General features: G+C 58.7%; 23 protein-coding genes. 11 read left to right on the top strand and 12 right to left on the bottom strand.

Annotation, left to right across the window (positions count from 1 at the left end; translation table 11 throughout):
- Nucleotides 1-24 precede the first annotated feature (24 nt).
- From MUU53_RS07180 to mepA, 4 genes are all read right to left on the bottom strand, one after another.
- Nucleotides 25-1,746: an ABC transporter ATP-binding protein gene (locus tag MUU53_RS07180; protein WP_247260290.1), complete on the bottom strand. Its 1,722-nt coding sequence runs from the start codon at nt 1,744-1,746 to the stop codon at nt 25-27.
- Nucleotides 1,747-1,972: 226 nt separating this feature from the next.
- Nucleotides 1,973-2,995, bottom strand: coding sequence for a glucokinase (locus tag MUU53_RS07175; RefSeq protein WP_247260289.1), 1,023 nt, complete (start codon nt 2,993-2,995; stop codon nt 1,973-1,975).
- Nucleotides 2,996-3,008: 13 nt separating this feature from the next.
- On the bottom strand, nt 3,009-3,389 hold the full coding sequence (locus MUU53_RS07170; protein ID WP_062555457.1) for a methylglyoxal synthase: 381 nt from the start codon (nt 3,387-3,389) through the stop codon (nt 3,009-3,011).
- A gap of 103 nt (nt 3,390-3,492) precedes the next feature.
- The gene (mepA, locus tag MUU53_RS07165; RefSeq protein WP_377307190.1) at nt 3,493-4,521 is read right to left on the bottom strand and encodes a penicillin-insensitive murein endopeptidase; all 1,029 of its coding nucleotides are present in this window, start codon (nt 4,519-4,521) and stop codon (nt 3,493-3,495) included.
- Nucleotides 4,522-4,790: 269 nt separating this feature from the next.
- Here mepA and MUU53_RS07160 point away from each other — a divergent pair, with 269 nt between their 5' ends.
- The 5 genes from MUU53_RS07160 to MUU53_RS07140 all read left to right on the top strand — a co-directional run bounded on the left by MUU53_RS07160 (nt 4,791) and on the right by MUU53_RS07140 (nt 11,050).
- Nucleotides 4,791-6,572: an extracellular solute-binding protein gene (locus tag MUU53_RS07160; protein WP_377307195.1), complete on the top strand. Its 1,782-nt coding sequence runs from the start codon at nt 4,791-4,793 to the stop codon at nt 6,570-6,572.
- Nucleotides 6,573-6,794: 222 nt separating this feature from the next.
- Nucleotides 6,795-7,877, top strand: a complete 1,083-nt coding sequence (locus MUU53_RS07155; RefSeq protein WP_247260287.1) for a microcin C ABC transporter permease YejB — start codon at nt 6,795-6,797, stop codon at nt 7,875-7,877.
- Nucleotides 7,878-7,879: 2 nt separating this feature from the next.
- Nucleotides 7,880-9,022, top strand: a complete 1,143-nt coding sequence (locus tag MUU53_RS07150) for an ABC transporter permease (RefSeq protein ID WP_247260286.1) — start codon at nt 7,880-7,882, stop codon at nt 9,020-9,022.
- Entirely contained in the window at nt 9,019-10,656 is a 1,638-nt protein-coding gene (locus MUU53_RS07145; RefSeq protein ID WP_247260285.1) for an ABC transporter ATP-binding protein, read from the top strand. The genes MUU53_RS07150 and MUU53_RS07145 overlap by 4 nt, the downstream gene beginning before the upstream one ends.
- A 97-nt stretch (nt 10,657-10,753) precedes the next feature.
- On the top strand, nt 10,754-11,050 hold the full coding sequence (locus MUU53_RS07140) for a hypothetical protein (RefSeq protein WP_247260284.1): 297 nt from the start codon (nt 10,754-10,756) through the stop codon (nt 11,048-11,050).
- Nucleotides 11,051-11,057: 7 nt separating this feature from the next.
- Here the strand turns inward: MUU53_RS07140 and MUU53_RS07135 are convergent, their stop codons facing one another.
- The 3 genes from MUU53_RS07135 to MUU53_RS07125 are packed head-to-tail and all read right to left on the bottom strand — an operon-like array spanning nt 11,058 to nt 12,157.
- Nucleotides 11,058-11,600 (bottom strand): DUF924 family protein, encoded by a 543-nt coding sequence (locus tag MUU53_RS07135; RefSeq protein WP_247260283.1) that lies wholly within the window; start codon nt 11,598-11,600, stop codon nt 11,058-11,060.
- Nucleotides 11,601-11,611: 11 nt separating this feature from the next.
- On the bottom strand, nt 11,612-11,824 hold the full coding sequence (locus tag MUU53_RS07130) for a SlyX family protein (protein WP_377307194.1): 213 nt from the start codon (nt 11,822-11,824) through the stop codon (nt 11,612-11,614).
- A gap of 42 nt (nt 11,825-11,866) precedes the next feature.
- Nucleotides 11,867-12,157 (bottom strand): hypothetical protein, encoded by a 291-nt coding sequence (locus MUU53_RS07125; RefSeq protein ID WP_062555453.1) that lies wholly within the window; start codon nt 12,155-12,157, stop codon nt 11,867-11,869.
- A 159-nt stretch (nt 12,158-12,316) separates the two neighbouring features.
- Between MUU53_RS07125 and MUU53_RS07120 the strand changes: the two genes are divergently transcribed.
- Genes MUU53_RS07120 through MUU53_RS07105 form a run of 4 tightly spaced genes read left to right on the top strand, consistent with a single transcriptional unit; the run spans nt 12,317 to nt 15,354 of the window.
- Nucleotides 12,317-12,898, top strand: a complete 582-nt coding sequence (locus MUU53_RS07120) for a LysE family translocator (RefSeq protein ID WP_247260281.1) — start codon at nt 12,317-12,319, stop codon at nt 12,896-12,898.
- A gap of 50 nt (nt 12,899-12,948) precedes the next feature.
- Nucleotides 12,949-14,070, top strand: coding sequence for a DNA replication/repair protein RecF (gene recF / locus MUU53_RS07115; protein ID WP_247260280.1), 1,122 nt, complete (start codon nt 12,949-12,951; stop codon nt 14,068-14,070).
- A 28-nt stretch (nt 14,071-14,098) separates the two neighbouring features.
- Complete coding sequence (locus tag MUU53_RS07110; RefSeq protein WP_062555004.1) at nt 14,099-14,860, top strand: molybdopterin-synthase adenylyltransferase MoeB; 762 nt, start codon at nt 14,099-14,101, stop codon at nt 14,858-14,860.
- A 2-nt stretch (nt 14,861-14,862) separates the two neighbouring features.
- Entirely contained in the window at nt 14,863-15,354 is a 492-nt protein-coding gene (locus MUU53_RS07105; protein WP_247260279.1) for a GNAT family N-acetyltransferase, read from the top strand.
- 15 nt (nt 15,355-15,369) lie between these two features.
- On the opposite strand, the gene MUU53_RS07100 is transcribed toward MUU53_RS07105, so the two are convergent.
- From MUU53_RS07100 to MUU53_RS07085, 4 genes are all read right to left on the bottom strand, one after another.
- Nucleotides 15,370-15,657, bottom strand: a complete 288-nt coding sequence (locus MUU53_RS07100; RefSeq protein ID WP_247260278.1) for an addiction module antidote protein — start codon at nt 15,655-15,657, stop codon at nt 15,370-15,372.
- Nucleotides 15,650-15,955 carry a type II toxin-antitoxin system RelE/ParE family toxin gene (locus tag MUU53_RS07095; protein ID WP_247260277.1) on the bottom strand — a complete coding sequence of 102 codons (306 nt, stop codon included), beginning with the start codon at nt 15,953-15,955 and terminating at the stop codon, nt 15,650-15,652. Before MUU53_RS07095 ends, MUU53_RS07100 begins: the two co-directional genes overlap by 8 nt.
- Nucleotides 15,956-15,996: 41 nt before the next feature.
- Nucleotides 15,997-16,497: a DUF3833 family protein gene (locus MUU53_RS07090; protein ID WP_062555002.1), complete on the bottom strand. Its 501-nt coding sequence runs from the start codon at nt 16,495-16,497 to the stop codon at nt 15,997-15,999.
- 682 nt (nt 16,498-17,179) lie between these two features.
- The gene (locus MUU53_RS07085; protein WP_247260276.1) at nt 17,180-18,184 is read right to left on the bottom strand and encodes a 2-hydroxyacid dehydrogenase; all 1,005 of its coding nucleotides are present in this window, start codon (nt 18,182-18,184) and stop codon (nt 17,180-17,182) included.
- A 228-nt stretch (nt 18,185-18,412) separates the two neighbouring features.
- Between MUU53_RS07085 and MUU53_RS07080 the strand changes: the two genes are divergently transcribed.
- Nucleotides 18,413-18,919, top strand: coding sequence for an SH3 domain-containing protein (locus MUU53_RS07080; protein ID WP_247260382.1), 507 nt, complete (start codon nt 18,413-18,415; stop codon nt 18,917-18,919).
- 9 nt (nt 18,920-18,928) lie between these two features.
- Here MUU53_RS07080 and MUU53_RS07075 read toward each other — a convergent pair whose 3' ends face one another.
- Nucleotides 18,929-19,921, bottom strand: a complete 993-nt coding sequence (locus tag MUU53_RS07075; RefSeq protein ID WP_247260275.1) for an adenosine kinase — start codon at nt 19,919-19,921, stop codon at nt 18,929-18,931.
- A 329-nt stretch (nt 19,922-20,250) separates the two neighbouring features.
- Between MUU53_RS07075 and MUU53_RS07070 the strand changes: the two genes are divergently transcribed.
- Nucleotides 20,251-21,198: an AEC family transporter gene (locus MUU53_RS07070; RefSeq protein ID WP_247260274.1), complete on the top strand. Its 948-nt coding sequence runs from the start codon at nt 20,251-20,253 to the stop codon at nt 21,196-21,198.
- The last annotated feature ends 35 nt before the right edge of the window (nt 21,199-21,233 follow it).

Genomic DNA, 21,233 nt, shown 5'->3' with positions numbered 1-21,233 from the left:
ACTCTGTTCTCCATTCAGGATTGATCAGTTCGGCGCTTGCAGATTGTTAAGGCGAGCGTAAAGCCCGTCCTGACGACGCGCAAGCTCGTCGTGACTGCCTTCTTCCACCACGCGGCCTTCCGCCATCACCACGATCTTATCGGCCTTGACGACCGTAGAAAGTCGGTGGGCCACGACCAAAACGGTTCGTCCGTTCATGGCTGTTTCAAGCGCCTTCTGGACCGCGGCCTCGGATTCGTTATCGAGTGCGGAGGTTGCCTCATCCAGCAGCAGGATAGGCGCATTACGCACCAAAGCACGCGCGATGGACAGGCGCTGACGCTGTCCGCCGGAAAGCGTCACGCCGTTTTCGCCGACAGGCGTGTCGTAGCCAAGCGGCTGGGCCAGAATGAAATCATGGGCATAGGCAAGCTTTGCTGCCTGCTCCACCTCCGCATCCGTTGCGGTCGGCCTGCCATAGCGGATGTTGTCGCGAATGGTGCCCTCAAACAGATAGGGCTGCTGCGACACATAGGCGATGTGATTGCGAAGCGAGGCTTTGGTGACCTTCGCAATGTCCTGCCCGTCGATCAGGATCGTGCCCTCTGCCGGATCGTAAAATCGCGGGATCAGCGCAATGATCGTGGATTTGCCCGCACCCGAGGGGCCTACGAGTGCAGTCGTCTTGCCACCTTCAGCTACAATGCTGACTCCCCTCAGCACCGGCTCATTCAGGCCATAGCGGAACACGACGTCGCGCAGTTCGACAGTGGCGGAGGTAATCACCAGATCCTTGGCATCCGGATGCTCCCGCTGCATGGGCTGGAGATCAAGCAGATCGTAGATCATGCGTGCGTTGACCACAGCGCGTTCAATATTGACCTGCAGCTTGGCAAGACGTCTGGCGGGATCGTAAGACATCAGCAGCGCGGTCACGAAGGAGAAGAAAGCGCCCGGCGGCACGTCGTTATAGATCGAGCGGAAGGCTGCATAGGCCAGAACGCTGGAGATCGCCACGCCGGCAAACGTTTCCGTCAGGGGCGCCGTGCGTTCCGAAAGCCTCGCAATACGATTGGCACGATTTTCTGCAGAACCGATAATCGAATCGACCTTGCGGCTCAGTTCCTGCTCCATCGTGAAGGCCTTGACGATGGAAATGCCCTGGATCGTCTCCTGCATCGCACCCACGACATGGCTGTTAAACTCGACAGATTCCCGGGTCACGCTGCGCAGCCGCTTCGATACATAGCGCAGCGCATAGAGCAGCGGCGGAGCGACGAAAAACACGATGAGCGAAAGGATCCAGTCTTTGCTGATCATCACGCCGATCAGCGCAATCAGGGTCAGGAGATCGCGCGAGGCGGATGTAATCGTCAGGTTCATTACGTCACGGATACCGTTCACGTTCTGGCTGATTTGCGCAGCCAGATGCGCGGAGCGGGACTCGTTGTAGAAACCGACCGACAGCTTCATCAAATGGTCGTAAAGGCGGCGCTGATAGACGGCGACGATATTATTGCCGATCTTTGAAAGCGTCACCGCTTCGAAATAGGAAGCGAAACCGCGAACGAGGAAGGCGACGAAGATCGAGCCGCAGATAAGGAGAACCAGGTCGGCTCGCTTGTTGGCAAAGGCCTCGTTGACTACGGCTTCCATAATCCAGGCCGTAAAAGCAGTGGACAGCGCCACGAGCACCAGACAGCTGATGGCGAAAGCATAGCCCCTAACGTGCTCGCGACCGTTTTCCGCGATGATACGCTTCAACATGCTGGTAACTGTCCCGGCGTCGACGCGGGAGGCGGCCAGTCTCTCTTTTTCGCTTTGCTCCAACAGCAATGTCCCATGTCACATGGCGGCAAGATTGCCGAGCCCAAGGCGGTCTTAGACAGTCCGTGCCTGTTTTGCTAGCACACCATTGCGTGTCTGCCGTGCTGTTGCTGCAAAGTGTTCCCGCCTTGCAACAGAAGAAGCGGCAAGAACTTACGGCTTTACATTAACCGCGCCAACGGCGCCCTGCGGTGTTCAGGCCGAATTCATCCGGTGTGCGTGCAAAGGCTGCAAGTCCGGAGAGAGCGGCCTGCGGATGCGTGACCACAAAGGTTGGAATCTGGCGCATTAGGCCGTTGTGCGGGGCCTTGTCCTCGAAGGCGGCACGGAATTCCGGCCAGCGGAAGGCTGGAATGATTTTCTGGCTAATACCGCCCGCCAGATAGACGCCGCCCTTTGCCATCATGATCAGTGCGAGATCGCCCGCATAGCGACCTATATAGGTGACGAACAGCGACAGCGTTTCAGTCGCCTGGGGGTCGGACTTCGCCAGACCGTGCGAAGTGATCTCTGCCGGATCGGTGAACTTCGGCTCTATGCCATCCGCCGTGCACAGCGCCCGGTAAAGATTGACGAGACCACGACCACACAGGATCTGCTCCGCCGCCACCCGACCTTCGATCCGCTCGATATGCGGGAAGATCTGCAGATCGCGCTCGCTGCGAGGGCCGAGATCCACATGACCACCTTCTGCCGGGATGGGAAACCAAATATCGCGGGCGCGCAGCAGTCCTGCAACACCGAGACCCGTTCCGGGACCCATCACGACGCGAGAGGCAATCTGTGCCTCGTGCGCAGGCCCGATCGGCTCGCGATATTCCGGCGTCAGCGTTGCTGCGGCCAGGGCCTGCGCCTCGAAATCGTTGATGACAAGCACATCCTTGAAACCGAGATTGGCGATCATGGTTTTCGGGCGCACCACCCAGTCGCAATTGGTCAGCGCGATTTCATCGCCCTCGATCGGACCGGCAATCGCCAGTATGGCAGAGAGCGGCTTCTGCTTCGTATTCGGCAGGATTTCACGGGCAAGCGCATCATCGATATTGGCGAAGTCTGCCGTGCGCACATTGGGAAATTGCTGCGGCTCGGCTTTCGCGTCCGACAGGATCCAGAATCGGGCATTGGTTCCACCGATGTCGCCGATCAGGATCGGGAAGGCCAGAGTTTCGCTCTCGGATGCGTTTGCCATCAGAAAATCCGTATCAGGTCAGTTGAAAATCGATCAGCTTTTCAGCTGTCGCGCGGTTCAGCGCCATGGGAATGTCGTAGACGGTCGCCAGGCGGGTCAGCGCCTTCACGTCAACATCATGCGGCAGCGGCGTCAATGGATCGGTGAAAAAGATCAGCATGCTAACCTCGCCGGTGGCAATCATCGCGCCAATCTGCTGGTCACCGCCCAACGGTCCACTTTTCAGACGCGTCACGTCCAATGTCGGGCAGGCGTCCAGAACGCGCCCGCCTGTCGTGCCGGTCGCAACAATGCGAAAGCGGGAGAGAGCAAGCTGATGCCGCCGCGCAAACTCGGCCATCTCGGCCTTTTTCTGGTCATGCGCAATCAGCGCGATACAGGGTCTGTCAGACATCGGACCGCCTCCCATTCGTCAGAGCGCACGGCTTCTCCCCACGCCCACCGGCCGTATCTATACCGAACCAGTCGGACATGGGAAGCATTTAAACCGATTATAATCAGGGTTTGGCGCGCGGAGACGGTACGCTATCGGGCAGATCAGGCATGTCGTCGCCTGCCATGGGTGCCAGTGCAGAAGCGGGTGCTGATGCAGGTGCCCCCTGGGGTCGGGTTCCGGCTACGGCATTACGATTTGCAGGCGCTTCCAGCAGAGCGGCACAGGCCTTAGGAAGGTCAGACACCATAACCGGACGCGGCGGCTTTGGCGGCGGCGCATTCGGATCCTTCTTCGGCTTTGCCCAAGGCTCGTCGGTAAACCACCAGGCCAGCGATTTGTCACAGCCATCGCCCGCGGCAACCGCGGCCTGGGGCTTGCAGCTGGCAAGCCCCGGAGGGCAGGTCAAACGAATGTGGAAGTGCTCGTCGTGGCCATACATGGGCCGCACCTTGCCAAGATTGGTGCGGTCGCCCGTCCAGCTTTCGCATAGTTTCTTCTTGATCGCCGGGTTGACGAAAATGCGCTCCACCTGCGGGTAGCTGGCAGCTGTCATCACCAATCGTGCCGCTGTCGAGGTGAATTTGCGGCCATCCACCGTCAGGAACTTCGACTTGTCCAGCATGGAGGTGAAGGGAATTGTTTCTCGTTGCTCCGGCGTCAGGCGCTTTTCCGGCATGGGCGTGAACCATACATCGACATCCAGACCCACCTGATGGGATGCATGACCGAAGGCCATCGGCCCACCACGTGCCTGCGACATGTCACCCACCAGGATGCCATTGCCCCAGCCGAGAGCGACTGCGTCTTCCGAAAGCTTCTTCAACAGAGAAACCGTCTGCGGCATGCCCCAGTGGCGATTGCGGGAAAGGCGCATGGCCTGCCAATGCGGTCCATCATCCGGCAGCGCCACGGCACCGGAAATGCAGCCCTTCGCGTAGGAGCCGATCGGCGTCGGCGTGCCAGCACTCGGCAGCGTCACGGCACCAAAAGCCTGCTTGGCCGGCTGATCCGCCATGGCGGCGGAGAGGGATAGGGAAAGCGAAAGCATGCTCAGCACGCCAGCTTTCAGGACAGTCGGGAATGATCTCATGCGCAGGAATCCGGATTTTTGCCGCTTTGCCAGTAAAGCCATCTCGCTTCGTTTCTAAACTGATTTGCCTGTCTGGTGAATCTCTGCCCTCAATTCTGGGGCCAATTGAGGGCAGGCCACGATCCGCGGTAAACCGATGGTGAGGCGGCCGGACTGTTTTTTGTCGATAATTGCCTTATGCTTCATCGACATACGGAAAATAAGAAGGGGCAGCCCGAATGAATTTGGCGCAGTTTCGAAATGGGGCGCTGGCGCTCGCAGTGCTGGCAATGATGGCGTCTCCGGCCGATCTCCATGCCCAGGACCAGCCTCAGTGGCGTCACGCGATCGGCGTTCTCGAGCCGCCAAAGCTGCCTGCCGATTTCAAGCGTCTGCCCTATGTGAACCCGGATGCGCCCAGACAGGGGGAACTGAGGCTTGCCGATGAAGGCACTTATGACAGCTTCAATCCGCTGGCCGACAAAGGTAATCCGGCAGCGGGTGTCGGGATCGTCTTCGATACGCTTTTGAAGCAGTCGGAAGACGAGATCGGCGTGAGCTACGGCCTGCTGGCGGAAGCCTTGTCATTTCCCGAGGACCGCTCGTCGGTGACATTCCGGCTGCGTGCAGAAGCAAAATGGGCGGACGGAAAACCGGTCACACCGGATGATGTGGTGTTCAGCTTCCAGAGCGCCAAGGCCAACAGCAATGTTCTGGCGAACTACTACCGTCATGTAACAAGCGCGGAAAAAACCGGCGAGCGGGACGTGACCTTCCGCTTCGACGAGAAGAACAACAAGGAATTGCCCGCTATCGTCAGGGATTTTCCGATTCTGCCCAAGCACTGGTATGAAGGCAAGGATGCCAAGGGCGTCGCGCGCGATATCTCCAAGGGAAGCCTGGAGCCGCCCATGGGTTCAGGCCCCTACAAGATCGCCAGCTTCCAGGCCGGCTCCACCATCCGCTACGAATTGCGGGACGACTATTGGGGCAAGGATCTGCCGATCAATATCGGCCAGAACAATTTCCGGGTGATCTCCTACACCTATTTTGCTGATTACGATGTGGCCTTGGAAGCCTTCCGCGCCGGGCAGATCGACTATCGTCAGGAAAACAGTTCCAGCCGCTGGGCGACACGCTATGATTTCGATGCGGTCAAGGATGGGCGTGTGAAGCGTGAGGCGCTGAAGAACGAGTTCCGCGCCAAGGGCGTCATGCAGGCCTATGTGCCGAACCTGCGCCGCGACCAGTTCAAGGATGCGCGTGTCCGCGAGGCACTGAACTATGCTTACGACTTCGAGGACCTGAACAAGAATCTGGCCTTTGGTGGGCTGAACCGTGTGGATAGCTTCTTCTGGGGAACGGATCTGGCCGCCAAGGGACTTCCGCAGGGCAAGGAACTGGAGATCCTCAACGGGCTGAAAGACAAGATTCCGGCCCGTGTCTTCACCGAGCCCTACACCAATCCGGTCAATGGCGATCCGCAAAAGGTGCGGGATAACCTGCGCAAGGCCGTGGAATTGTTCAAGCAGGCTGGCTGGGAGCTGAAGGGCAACCGGATGGTCAATGCCAAGACCGGTCAACAGATGAGCTTCGAGATTCTGCTGAACAGCCCGTCCATGGAGCGGACGGTTCTTCCCTATGTGGCAAGCCTGAAGAAGATCGGCATTGATGCGCGCATTCGCACCGTGGATTCGTCGCAATATGTCAATCGCGTCCGCAGCTTCGACTTCGACATGATATTCGGCGTCTGGGCGCAGACCATGAATCCCGGCAACGAGCAGGCCGGATATTGGGGTTCGGACGCCGCAAACCAGACGGGTTCACGCAATCTTGCCGGCATTGCAGATCCGGCCGTAGACCAGATTATCCGGCTCATCATCACCGCTCCGACGCGGGAAGATCAGGTTGCCGCGGTCCATGCGCTCGATCGCGTTCTGCTGGCGAACCACTTCGTCATCCCGATGTTCTATTCCGGTGAAACGCGCATCGCCTATTGGAGCAAGCTCGTTCGCCCTGATCCCCTGCCTGAATACGGCATCGGCTTCCCGGCGCTCTGGTGGGCGAAGTAAACTTCAGCGGCGCAAGCCCGGTTCAAGCTGCTTGCGCCATTCTCGCCATAGAGTGCATCTAGAGCATTTCCAGAAAAAGTGTTACCGCGGTTTTTCGTCCGGAAATGCGCAAAACAAATCTAGTCGGATGTGCTGATTCGACATGCCACCAGCGGGAGATGCTGCAATTTTGACCAGGAATGACACGCGCTGCGCAGGCGCCAGCCAGACGGGCCAGCGCTGATGGGAGCCTATATCCTTCGCCGCATTCTGCTGATGATTCCGACGATGATCGGCATCATGGGCATTTCATTCCTCGTGGTACAGTTTGCACCGGGTGGTCCGGTCGAACAGGTCATTGCGCAATTGCAGGGCTCCGATAGCGGCGACCGGCTTTCCGGCGGAGGTTCGGAAAGCCTGCAGGCCGGTGGCGGAGACGAGGTGCGCTATCGCGGCGGTCAGGGTCTCGATCCGGAGCTGATTGCCAAGCTCGAGAAGCAGTTCGGCTTCGACAAGCCGCCTCTCACGCGCTTTCTGGAAATGATGTGGAACTATATCCGCTTCGATTTCGGCGAGAGTTTCTTCCGCAATTCCTCGGTGCTGGATCTCATTATCGACAAGCTGCCGGTTTCCATGTCGCTGGGCGTCTGGATCCTGATCGTGTCCTACATGGTCTCCATTCCGCTTGGCATTCGCAAGGCGGTGAAGGATGGTTCAGCCTTTGATGTATGGACTTCCGGCGTCATCATCATCGGCTATGCGGTGCCGAGCTTCCTGTTCGGCATTCTCTTGATCGTGCTGTTTGCGGGCGGTTCCTTCTTCGACTGGTTCCCCTTGCGCGGCCTCGTGTCCGACAACTGGGCCGAATTGAACTGGTGGCAGAAGATCGTCGATTATTTCTGGCACCTGACGCTGCCGCTCATTGCGCTGTCGCTGTCGGCCTTTGCGACGACAACGCTTCTGACGAAGAATTCCTTCATCGATGAGATCAAGAAACAATATGTGGTGACAGCGCGCGCCAAGGGCCTGTCCGAGCATCGCGTGCTCTATGGCCATGTGTTCCGCAATGCCATGCTGATCGTGATTGCCGGTTTCCCGGCCTCCTTCATCTCGGCCTTCTTTACCGGTTCGCTTTTGATCGAGAACATCTTCTCGCTGGATGGCCTTGGCCGTCTCGGCTATCTGGCTATCGTCAACCGCGACTACCCGATCGTCTTCGGCACGCTCTACATCTTCTCGCTGCTTGGCCTCGTGGTCGGCCTGATCTCGGACCTGATCTACACCTGGATCGATCCGCGCATCGACTTTGAAAAGCGGGAGGTGTGACCATGGCCTCCGTTGCTGAACGCACCGCTCCCGCTGCACCGCCCCGGCGCGGTCTTCTTTCGCCGACGAACCTTCGTCGCTGGCAGAATTTCAAGGCCAACAGGCGTGGTTACTGGTCGTTCTGGATCTTCATGGTCCTGTTCGTGCTGTCGCTCTGCGCCGAACTGATCGCCAATGACCGACCGCTGATGGTTTCCTACAAGGGCGAGATGCTGTTTCCCGTCGTCGTGAACTATCCCGAGGAAAAGTTCGGCGGCTTTCTGGCGACCACCGATTACCGGTCCGACTACATCCAGCAGGAAATTCAGGGCAATGGCTGGATGATCTGGCCGCCGGTCCGCTATTCCTACCAGACGGTGAATTCCGAAATTCCCCATTCTGCCCCCACGCAACCCTTCTGGCTGATGGACAAGGCAGAGCGTTGCGCAGCCTATCCGTTGAAGGATGCCGATCCGAACTGCACGCTCGGCAACATGAACTGGCTCGGCACCGACGATCAGGCGCGTGATGTTCTGTCCCGGCTCATTTACGGCTTTCGCATCTCCGTGCTGTTTGGGCTGGCGCTCACCATTCTCTCCGCCCTCATCGGCGTGACCGCTGGCGCGATCCAGGGCTTTTTCGGCGGCTGGACGGATCTTCTGATGCAGCGTTTCATCGAGATCTGGTCCTCCATGCCGGTTCTCTACATCTTGCTGATCATCGCCGCGATCCTGCCTCCCGGCTTCTTCGTCCTGCTCGGCATCATGCTTCTGTTCCAATGGGTTGGCTTTGTCGGCGTGGTTCGAGCCGAATTCCTGCGGGCGCGAAATTTCGAATATGTGCGGGCAGCCCGTGCGCTGGGTGTTGGTGACTGGACCATCATGTTCCGCCACCTGTTGCCGAACGCGATGGTTGCGACGCTCACCTTCCTGCCGTTCATTCTCTCCGGCTCGATTGCAACACTGACTTCGCTTGATTTCCTTGGCTTCGGCATGCCACCCGGCTCGCCCTCGCTCGGTGAAATGATCGCGCAGGGCAAGAACAACCTCCAGGCTCCATGGCTGGGGCTGACGGCCTTCTTCGCCATGTCCGTCATGCTTTCGCTGCTCATTTTCATCGGGGAAGCCGTGCGTGACGCCTTCGATCCCCGCAAGACATTCCGGTGAGCGTGATGACAGAGCCCCTCCTCTCCGTTCGAGACCTGTCGGTCGCGTTTCATCAGGGCGGCCATGAGTCGCTCGCTGTAGATCGTGTCTCCTTCGATATCCAGCCTGGCGAAGTCGTGGCGCTGGTCGGCGAATCCGGTTCCGGCAAATCGGTTACCGCCAATTCGGTGCTGAAGCTCCTGCCCTATCCATCGGCCAGCCATCCATCTGGCTCCATCCTGTTCGAAGGCCGGGACATGCTGACGGCCTCTGATGCCGAGTTGCGCCATGTGCGCGGCAACGACATCACCATGATCTTTCAGGAGCCGATGACCTCGCTCAACCCGCTGCACACAATCGAGCAGCAGGTTGCGGAAATCCTTGAACTACACCAAGCCATGACGGGCGATGCAGCGCGTGCCCGCGTGATCGAGCTTCTCAATCAGGTGGGCATCCGCGAACCGGAAAAGCGGTTAAAAGCCTATCCGCATGAGCTTTCTGGCGGTCAACGGCAGCGCGTGATGATTGCGATGGCGCTGGCCAACCGCCCCAAGCTGTTGATTGCCGATGAGCCGACGACGGCGCTCGATGTCACCGTTCAGGCACAAATTCTGGAGCTTCTGAAAAAGCTTCAGCACGACTATGGCATGTCCATCCTGTTCATCACCCATGATCTCGGCATTGTCCGGCGCTTCGCGGATCGCGTTGGCGTCATGACCAAGGGCAGGATTGTCGAGCAGGGCGCGGTCGCGGATGTGTTCGAGCGTCCGGCCCATGATTACACGCGCCATCTGCTGGATTCGGAACCGCGCGGTGAACCGCCTGCTGCCGATCCGTCACGTTCCGTTGTCATGGAAGGCAAGGATATTCGCGTCTGGTTCCCCATCAAGGCGGGCTTCCTGCGCAAGGTGGTGGATCATGTGAAGGCGGTCGATGGTATCGACGTGACGCTGAGGGCAGGCGAAACGGTCGGCATCGTCGGTGAATCCGGGTCCGGCAAGACGACGCTAGGCCTTGCATTGGCGCGCCTCATCTCCAGCCAGGGCCGCATCAGCTTCATCGGCAAGGACATCAACGAATACAGCTTCAAGCAAATGCGCCCGCTACGGGACCGGTTGCAGGTGGTGTTTCAGGATCCCTTCGGTTCGCTCAGCCCCCGCATGTCGGTCAGCGATATCATCGCTGAAGGTCTTCGCGTGCACCAGCCGCAGCTTTCCTTCGAGGAGCGAGATCGGCAGGTTTCATGGTCGCTGGAGGAAGTGGGGCTTGATCCTGCTACCCGCTGGCGTTTCCCGCATGAATTTTCCGGTGGCCAGCGCCAGCGCATTGCCATTGCTCGCGCCATGGTTCTCAAACCGCGTTTCGTGATGCTGGACGAGCCGACCTCGGCGCTGGATATGACCGTTCAGGCCCAGGTGGTGGACCTGCTGCGCGACCTGCAACAGAAGCACGACCTCGCCTATCTCTTCATCAGCCACGACCTGAAAGTGGTGAAGGCACTGGCCAATCATGTCATCGTCATGCGTTCCGGCAAGGTCATGGAAGAAGGCCCGTCAGCGGAGATCTTCGCAGAGCCGAAGAATGATTATACCAAGGCGCTGATGGCCGCCGCTTTCAATCTCAAAGCGGTGCGGACGCAAGCCGTCTCGCAATAAGCATCGTCTGGCGAGTTCTTATTCCCGGAACAATTCCCGAGCTCATGTCGTTGCTCACTTCAATCGCGCAATCACCGCGCCATGGAGGAACATCGGCATGAACACACGTATCGACGACCGTGGCACGCCCACGCATTTGCAGGATCCGAACTTTACCCGCAGCACGACACCACCGGTCGAAAGACCCCTGACGCCGACAGACGCCCGTCAGGGTGAAAGGGGAAAACCCGTTTTCATGGTGCTCGTTGCCGGTCTTCTTCTGGCAATGATCGCCTGGGGTGCCGCCGAATGGTACGGTCAAGCGACCGAACCGCCAGCAGAGCAGACGGCGAGCCCGCCTGCCGGTCCGACAACGCCCGCAAATCCGAATGCGGCACCATCATCGAACCCTTGATATCGAATCACCCGGAAAAGCCACCCGCGTTCAGGAAGGCCTGCTCTTCCGCTGTCGTCTCTCTTAAAAGAATAGAGTTGCGATGCGGAAAGCGGCCAAAGCGGGCGACGATGTCCCGGTGAATGATGGCGTATTGAAGGGATGTGCCGCCCAGTGGCTCACACAGCGTGCAGCACAATTCCTGATCGGCCAGAGTCTCAGCGTGCATGAACGGCAGATAGAAGAAGATCCGCAACTGCTCTTCGACTTGCTTGTCCAGCCCTGCCGCAAGAGCCTGTCTTGCATAATGGAGTGCCAGGTAGTCTGTCGCAAACATATGCGCGGTGCCACGAAAACAGTTACGCGGGAACTGGTCGAGCAATAGCAGCAGCGCCAGAGTTTCCTGCGCATTTCTCAGCCAGCCGGAACACTCCTGTCGTGCTGCGGCAAAATGCAGGTCGCGAAACTGTTCATGGAAGCTTGCATCAAATTCGGCGTTCTTGTCGAACCAGCGCTCCGGCCCGGCCTCTATCCAAAAGCCAAGAACCTTGGCAGCCCCTTCATGAATCATGGTGACAATCCTCAATAATGGGGCGGTCGGGTAATGGCGGGTGCTTCAAGCGACGATTCTTCCAGACTGAGGAAACGCTCCGTCAGCCGATCCAGCTTGGCGCGCGTCTGCTCCACAACCTTCCACTGTTCGGCGATCTGCTCGGACAGTTCGTCGATTGTCCTTGCCTGATGGGCAATGGTCTCTTCCAGAAGCGTTATGCGCTCTGCATCAGTTTCATTCATGTCGCTCATGCCCGCCTTTGTAGCGAAGCAAGCGCCTTGAGGCTACCCTTTCAGCTGTTTCTTGCGTTTGTACGGCATCAGCATCACCGCCGATCCCAGCACGGCACTGGCAAAGGTAAAGGCCAGCGGCACCGACAGCATGAAGAACACCAGAGGCGGATTGGCCGAACGCGCCATGCGCGTACCAAGATCGCCCACATTCATCCAGACGATGGCCACTGCGATCAGAAGCCCGATTGCAAATCCGAACCCCGCGTTGAAGCCCAGAAACCGCAGCATCTGCCAGTGGTCGTCGCGGGCTTCGTCCGGTGTCATCTCCTCATTGTCCACCATGCGCGTATCCTCCTGCGACAAGATAGCACAGGACAAAGAGCACACCATCCGGTTTCTGGCCGGATCGCGTCCGGGCGCCATTTTTTGCGTCCGCATTTGACCATGATCAAGCCGCTTGCGGTCGGACACGCTACAAGCAGGCGAAACCGGACCTTTTTCATGACGATTGCCGAATTCACCCTCGCCATCCTGCTTCTGCTTTGTACGCCGGGGCCTACGAATACCCTGATGGCGCTTGCCGGATATGAACGCGGCATCACCAAAGCCCTGCCGCTGATCGGCGCGGAAATCGCAGGCTATCTGACTGTCATCCTCCCCGTCGCGACCCTTGCCGCCCCGATTTTCGACCAATGGCCGATGCTTTCGCTCTGGATGAAACTCGTGGCAGGGGCATGGGTCTTTGTCATGGCTCTGCGGCTGTGGTCGATAAAGGCATCATCAGAGAAAGATCATCATGTGTCCGGCCGGGCGGTCTACATCACCACTTGCCTCAATCCGAAAGCCCTGATTATCGGACTGGTGATCATGCCGCATGGATCGCTCGGGCTGCTTGCGCCTCACCTCGCACTTTTTGCGGCGTTGGTCCTTACGGCTGCGTGCGGCTGGATCACACTCGGCGCAACGCTCGGCGGCAGGCAAGAGGTTTTTTTTGGTCCGATCCTCATCAGCCGCATGGCTTCCGTCGGCCTGTTAGCCTTCGCCCTGATCCTGACGGGCACCAGCCTCGGTGCTCTCATCTGAAAGACCACGACCCGCTTGCCTTCGCCGGTCACTGGCGATAGCAGAGCAGCATGGCGCAGAAGACCTATCTCACCCGGCTGAAGCTCACGGATTTTCGCAATTATGCATCAGCCACTCTTGCGCTGGACGAGCGTCATGTGGTGCTGACGGGGGACAATGGTTCGGGTAAGACCAATCTTCTGGAAGCCGTGTCTTTTCTTTCGCCCGGTCGCGGCCTGCGCCGCGCCGTCCTGTCGGATGTGACGCGGGTTGGGGCGTCCGGCGGTTTCTCGGTTTTTGCAGATCTCGAGGGACGCGAGGGCGAGGTTGCCATCGGCACCGGTATTGAAACCAGCGAGGAAAGCATAAGCCGTAAGCTGCGCCTGAACGGCACGCCCGCCAGATCGGTCGAGGAACTGACCGACCACCTGAACGTGCTGTGGCTGACACCGGCCATGGATGGCTTATTCACCGGCGGCGCACCCGATCGCCGCCGCTTTCTGGACCGGCTCGTGCTGTCGCTCGATCCGGCCCATGGGCGTCGCGCTGCCGATTACGAGCGCGCCATGCGCAGCCGCAATCGTCTTCTCTCAGAAGGCCGGTTTGACCCTGCATGGCTGAGCGGCATCGAGGTGCAGATGGCCGAGCTTGGCATTGCCATGGCTGCCGCCCGCCGCGAAATGCTGACCCTGCTGGCTGCGCTCATTGCGCGGAGCGGCGAAACGCCCTTTCCTTCTCCAACCCTTAGTCTGGTTGGTTTTCTGGATGAAGATGACACTCGCCCTTATGCCGAACTGGAAGAGGCCTATGCGGAAAACCTCCGCGATGGCCGCCATCGCGATGCTGCCGCCGGACGCACGCTTCAGGGCCCTCACCGCGCGGATCTTCTGGTGCGCCACCGGGAAAAGGATATGGAAGCGGAACGTTGCTCGACCGGAGAGCAGAAGGCGCTTCTGGTCGGGCTGATCCTTGCCCATGCACGGTTGACCGGCGATATGACGGGCTCTGCTCCCGTTCTGCTGCTCGATGAAATTGCCGCCCATCTCGATGAGGGTCGCCGTGCATCGCTCTTCGATCTCGTTCATGATCTTGGCGGTCAGGCCTTCATGACCGGCACGGATCGTGCCATGTTCTCCGCGCTGAACGATCGCGCGCAGTTCTTCACCGTCAGCCAGGGCGAAGTCCTTAGCTGATCTTGTACTCCAGAATGCCAGAATCCTCATGACAGACATACTCAGCCAGGACGAAATCGAGCGCTACAAGCGGCATATCCTGCTGCCGGAAGTGGGTGGCGAAGGGCAGCAACGCCTCAAGAATGCCCGTGTGCTGGTCATCGGTGCCGGCGGGCTGGGCGCCCCTGTGCTGCAATATCTGGCGGCTGCGGGCGTTGGAACGCTCGGCATTGCCGATGACGACCATGTATCGCTCTCCAACCTCCAGCGTCAGGTCATCCACGATAGCGGCACGCTGAACGAGTTGAAAACGGCAAGTGCCGCGCAGGCCATTGCTCGGCTGAACCCCAATGTGCGGGTCATGCGCTTCGAGGAACGGTTCGACGAAAGCTTCGCGGCAACCCACCTCAAGCGCTTCGATCTTCTGGTGGATGGTTCCGATAACTTCGATACGCGCTATGCGGCGGCCGATGCGGCAGAGGCGGCGGAAATTCCGCTGGTGACCGGTGCCGTCGGGCGGTTCGACGGGACGGTAACGGTTCTGGCACCCTACGAGACGAATGAAGAAGGCCAGCAGAACCCGACCTATCGCGATCTATTCCCCATCAAGCCGCCGCAGGGCCTCTTGCCCAATTGCGCAGAAACCGGCGTCATTGGCGCGCTGACCGGCGTCATCGGCACCTTGATGGCGATGGAAGTCATCAAGATCGTCACCGGCATCGGCGAGCCTTTGATCGGTCGCCTGTTGAGCTACGATAGCCTCGGTGCCAATTTCAACACCATCCGTTACCGGCGGCGATCGAAGGCCTGACCATGCTGAGCATCAACCGCTTGCCCGATGACTTTACCGACTGGTCCGAACTGCTTTCGCTGATCATGTCGGCCTTTGCCTATATGGATGAGCGCATCGATCCGCCATCCTCGGCCCACAAGCTGACCGAAGCGTCGCTTGCCCAAAAGGCACAAGATGAACTCTGCTACATTGCAGAAGATCAGGGCATCATTGTAGGCTGCATCTTCTGCCGGCCTGAGCCGCCGCTTTGCCTCTACATCGGCAAACTTGCGATCTCCAAGGCGATGCAAGGAAGGGGCATCGGTCGCGCCCTTCTCGAGCGTGCGGAGTTGGAGGCTGTCGAACGCGGGCTTCCAAACCTGCGTCTGGAAACCCGCATCGAACTTCGCGAGAATCACCAGGCGTTCCAGCGCTGGGGTTTTGTCAAAACCGCCGATCGCTCCCATCCGGGCTATGACCGCATCACCTTCATCGAGATGATGAAGCCGCTGGCGCAAGCGATCACCGCTTGAAGATCACGATGCCGATTACGCGGAGGCCTTCGCAGTCAGCTCAACACCAAGCGCACGCATCACGGCGAGTGTCGTCTTAAGCGTCGGATTACCCTGTTCGCTGAAAGAACGGTAAAGCTGCTCACGAGATAAGCCAGTCTTACGGGCTATCTCTGTCATGCCTTTGGCCCGCGCCACAACGCCCAGCGCCTTTGCTATAAATGCAGCATCGCCCGTTTCGAACGCATCAGCCATGAACACAGCAATTTCATCGTCGTCGACCAGAGCAACTGCCGGATCATAGTCAGTCAGTTTTTCAGTCACTTGCTTCATTCCATTCTTTGGCCAGCACCTTAGCAGTAGCGATATCGCGTTCTTGCGAACCTTTGTCTCCACCGCATAACAACACGATCATAATATTTCTGCGTTGTGTGAAGTACACACGGTAGCCGGGACCATAGTGGATACGCAGTTCACTAACACCTTCACCAACCGGCTCGACATCACCAGCCAACCCCGCCGAAAGACGCATCAAGCGGGACGCAATGATTGTTCGTGCACGTTTGTCTCGCAGACGCGATTCCCACCTGGCAAATATCGTCGTCTGCTTAAGTTCAATCATGAATATGGTATGTAGTCAATAAACTACAATTTGGCAAGCGATCACCGCTTGAAGATCACCGTCGTCTTGGCAACCGGCAGCAGGTACTTCGTCACCCATGCCGTGTTGACCAGAGTGCCGTCCGGTTTCAGTTCCATTGTGTCGTAGAAATGCACCTTGTTGGGCTTGGCAGACGTTCCAAGATTGACAAGGTAGTTGAACTTGGCGACCTTGCCCTCGATTTCGACGGTCGTTTCTCCGATCACGTCTTCACGGGTTCCGGTGTATTTACCGGGTCCGATCTTGGTGAAGCGCCAGGTCTTGGTGTCGCGTTCGCCATCGGAATATTTGAAATCCTCGCGCAAGGTCAGTGTCTTGCCATTCCACGTGCCGGTCAGGTCGACATCGAACTGCCTCTTCACGCCATTGATGGCGCTGAAGGATCCGGTCGCCTTCGTCTTGCCGGTGAAATAGGATTCGAGTGTAAAATCCGCTGAATACGCTTCTTGCGTCACAGTCAGCATCGCAAGCCCCATCGCCATAGAGAGCACTGCCCTGTTCATAGGCTGTCTCCTTTCCTGTTCGTGATGTGCTACGCGACCGCCGAACGACTGGATTTCCGATCACGAAATCTCGAATACGATTTACGGATCGCAATCACGCTTGCTTATTTTTTTCACCCCTCACTCCGCCACCCTATTCCACTCATGTTTCACTGCTCCCGTTCCGCAACGGTTACACCAGCAGGCGTGCTGGCGATGCGGAGCCGGCGCGGGCGTGAAGGGGTAGACGCAAAACCTTCACCTCCGGGTTCGCGGAAAATGGTCTCCCTCTGGCGACACGGGGGAAATGGCAGGCGACGGATTCCAGCCTGTTGTTTCATCTCCGAACTGGCGCGTCAGGCGTGCCTGTGTGGCACACATGGGGAATGGTGTCGGGAAGGTCTGTCGGGTCAATCCGCCGGATCACCGGGAGCCGATAGGTTTCAACAAACCTTTCCGGCAGCCATTTCAGGCAGAGAGACCGAAGTCGCGGGCATAAACCGCTGAACGGGGCGCTGAGAGGTGTCACTTACTACTACCATATCGAGGCAGCTTTCAGCGCCCCGACCGCATACCCCGTATCACTCACACGGATACGGGCCCGAACTGACCCTCACACCACGGGCACTCTGTGCCGCGTGAACGCAGTAACGCGTCCTTGCATGGATGCGGGCTCTTTGAAACGAACAGTTGAGGACCTTTGTCACAAGCGACTGGGCAGCACCCTGTTTGGCGGGCGATGACCGTCGAAATAGGTCCGGATGTTGATGATCACCTTGTCGCCCATGTCGATCCGCCCTTCCATGGTGGCAGACCCCATATGCGGCAAGAGCACGGCCTTGCCCTCATGGGCAAGCTTGAGCAGCTTCGGATTGACCAGAGGTTCATTGGTGAACACGTCAAGCCCCGCGCCCGTGATCTTGCCATCCCGCAAAAGCTGGATCAGCGCATCTTCGTCGATGATATCGCCACGGGCGGTGTTCACGATAATGCTGGACGGCTGCATGAGCGCCAATCGCCGCGCCGACAGAAGATGGAAGGTCGCCGGGGTCGATGGACAGTTGACGGATACGATGTCGACCCGCGCCAGCATCTGGTCGAGGCTATCCCAATAGGTCGCCTCCAGCTCTTCTTCGGTGGCCGGGTTCACGCGCTTGCGGTTGTGATAGTGAATGGAAAGACCGAACGCCTTGGCACGGCGGGCAACGGCGGTGCCGATTCGCCCCATGCCGACGATCCCGATGCGTCTTCCGCCAATGCGTCTCCCCAGCATCCAGGTTGGTGACCATCCAGCCCAGCTCGATGGATCATCGGTCAGTACTTTCGAACCTTCGATCAGGCGTCGCAGTACGGCGAAGATCAGCACCATCGTCATGTCGGCGGTGTCTTCCGTCAGGACGTTGGGCGTGTTGGTGACGGTAATTCCACGCTTTGCTGCGGCATCCACGTCAATGTGATCGACACCGTTGGAAAAACTGGCAATCAATTTCAGCTGTGGTCCGGCGGCCTCGATCAGGCCCGCGTCGATCCGGTCGGTCACCGTGGGAACGAGAACTTCCGCGGTTTTCAGGGCCTGCGCCAACTGCTCACGCGTGCGGGGCGAATCATCGATGTTCAATTCGGCATCGAACAATTCGCGCATGCGCGTTTCCACCGCATCCGGCAGTTTGCGGGTCAGATAGACCTTGGGCTTCTTCCTGGCAGTCATGAGTATCCTTCAGAAACGCGTTCAGAGGTCGTTAACCAAGATCGGCGACATTCGGCGGATCAGCCGTTTTCTACCAGACCCGACGGGGAAGACAAATAAAACCTCGCGGACTTGCGCAACGACAGGTCCGGCCAAGGTTTTTCGGTTTGACTGAACCTCACGGGCCAGAGAGAAGTTTACATGCGTCGTTTCACACGAACCATATGCCTTACCAGCGTTCTTGCAATCATGGCAGCCACGCTTGGCGCCGTGATGCAAGACAGCACTGCCTATGCGCAAGGCACGACCAAGGGTGCCAGTGGCCTGCCCCTCCCCCGCTTCGTCAGCCTGAAGTCACGCCGCGTCAATATCCGCATCGGGCCGAGCGTCGATTATGCGGTCTCCTGGATGTACACCAAGGAAGGGCTTCCGATGGAGATCATTCAGGAATACGAAAACTGGCGACGTGTGCGTGATGCCGAGGGCACGGAAGGCTGGGTCAACCAGGCACTTCTATCCGGTGACCGCACGGCGATTGCCGCTCCCTGGATGCGCGGCAAGGGCAAGGATGTCTTCGTCAATATGCGACGAGAAGCCCAGACCTCGGCTCAGGTGGTTGCCAAGCTTGAGCCCGGCGTCATCATCCATATCAAGGAATGCACTGGCGATTGGTGCCGCGCGCAGGCCGGAAGTGCCGAGGGTTGGGTTTCGCAAAGCGAAATCTGGGGCGCCTATCCGGGCGAAGCCTTCAAATAAGGGCTGCCTTTACAGCAGCCCGGCCTTGATCGCTTCGTCTTTCAGGGACACCATGGGTCGCGGCCCGAAGTGCTGGATCACGATCCCTGCCGCAAGGCACCCAAGCTTGCCGCAATCTTCCAGCGAGCGGCCCTGCGTGTAGCCCGTCAGGAAGCCGGCTGCAAAAAGATCGCCCGCGCCAGTCGTGTCGAGCAGGCGATCGATCTTGATCGCCTCGACCTTCACCCGCTCGTCCTTGCGCACGATCACTGCGCCGTTTTCGCCAAGTGTGACCGCCGCCAGCTTGCAGTCCTTTGCTATGCTGGACAGAGCGAGTTCGAAGTCATCGGTCTCGTAGAGCGAGAGGGCTTCTTCGTGATTGGCGAAAACGATGTCTACGGTTCCGGAACGCATGAGTTCGAGAAACTCCGCGCGGTAACGTCCGACACAGAAGCTGTCGGAAAGCGTCATGGAGACTTCGCGCCCGTTTTCATGGGCTATGCGGGCGCAATCACGGATGGCGTCCTTGGCACGCGGCGGATCCCAGAGATAGCCCTCGAAATAGGTGACCTTGGATTGGGCAACGACATCCGGCTCCACATCTTCGGGACCAAGTTCGACGCAGGCACCGAGATAGGTGTTCATCGAGCGTTCGCCGTCGGGTGTGACGAAAATCATGCTGCGGGCCGTTGGTGGAAACGTACCTTCAGGCTTCGTTTCGAAATGAACGCCCTGCGCGCGGATGTCGTGCTGAAAAATCTTGCCCAGTTCGTCTTCGGCCACCTTGCCAAAATAGGCAGCCCGCGCGCCGAAACTGGCAACACCTGCCGCCGTATTGCCGGCACTTCCGCCGGATGCCTCATGGGCCGGGCCCATCAGGCTGTAGAGACGCTCGGCGCGATCGGCATCGATCAGGTTCATCGCTCCCTTTATGATCTCGTTCTCGTCCAGGAACGTGTCCTCGCAGCGGGACAGAATATCGACAATGGCATTGCCGATGGTGAGGACGTCGAACTTGCTCATAAACTGATCTATCTCCGTAGGATTTGCGCGCTCTGTATGGATAATTTCACGCCCGAAGAAAAGCAAAAAACCGGCCGTCGCGCGCTCGATACCGCTGTCATACCATCGTCATCCTTATCGTTTAGTGACTGCAGCATCGGAACGCCTTGCAGTCCACGGATGAACTGGCGCGAGGCGGTTCCGGTACCCCTCACAGCTTCGAAGCTTGCAGCGTGGGTTCATAGCGGCGGACGGGGGTGTTTTTTTCTGCATCGCCCGCGTGCAGCATCATTTGTCACTGATATGCGAATGCGATAGACCGGAACTCCCCGACCCGGAAAGCTCCCGCCTTGTCTGCCGTATTCACCAATGTCGCTCCCGTCTTCATCCTGATCCTGATTGGCTGGCTTGTCGCCCGCACCGGTCTCATGCGCTCTGAAGCGGGCGATTCGATCGCTGAATTCGTCTTCAAGATCGCCTTGCCGACACTCATTTTCAGGACGCTGGCGGAAGCGCATTTTGGAGGCGCTTCACCTTTCAGGCTCTGGATTGCATATTTCGGCGGCGTTGCCGTCACCTGGACCATTGGTCATCTGATCGCGAAGTATCTTTTCAAGCGGGATGAAAAGGTGGGCGTCATTGCCGGCATGTCCGCCGCCTTCGCCAACAATGTGTTCATTGGGCTGCCGCTGGTTGGACGATCGGTGGGCGATGACGGAATTCTTGCAATCTCCATTTTGCTGGCGATCCATTTGCCGCTGATGATGATCATCGGCACGATCCTGATGGAGCATGCCAGCACCAAGGTCGATGGCGGCGGGCGGCGCAGCATCGGAGCGGTTCTGAAGCAGGTCGGCAGCAATCTCAGCCGCAATCCGCTGGTCATCGCGCTGGCCTTGGGCGTCGCGTTCAATCTTTCGGGCTTGGGAGCGTTGCCAACCGTGCTGAAAAGCGTCGTCGACCAGATCGCCAGCATCACGGCCGGGGCTGCACTGATTTCCCTTGGAATGACACTGACCAAGTACCCGATGCGCGGGCAACTTGGGCTTGCTTCGGTCATGGCAGTTCTGAAGCTGATCCTCTTTCCGGCAGCAGTCTATGCCGTTGCCCTGCTTGTCGACCTGCCGAAGACCTGGACGGCCGCCATGGTCTTGACCGCCTCCGTTCCCACCGGCATCAACGCCTGGATCATCGCGACGCGCTTTCGCTCCGGCAGCGGATTGGCCGCTTCCGTCATCAGCATCACGACACTCTTCGGCGTGCTGACCGTCAGCTTCTGGGCCTGGCTTCTCAGCTGAGCTGACCTCGGCAGGCGATAACGCAAAAAAGGCCC

Origin of the sequence: Affinirhizobium lemnae (assembly GCF_022968395.1) — a bacterium.
Taxonomy (GTDB): Bacteria; Pseudomonadota; Alphaproteobacteria; order Rhizobiales; family Rhizobiaceae; genus Neorhizobium; species Neorhizobium lemnae.
Note: the sequence above shows the minus strand (reverse complement) of the source record. Positions and strands in the feature narration are given on the sequence as shown.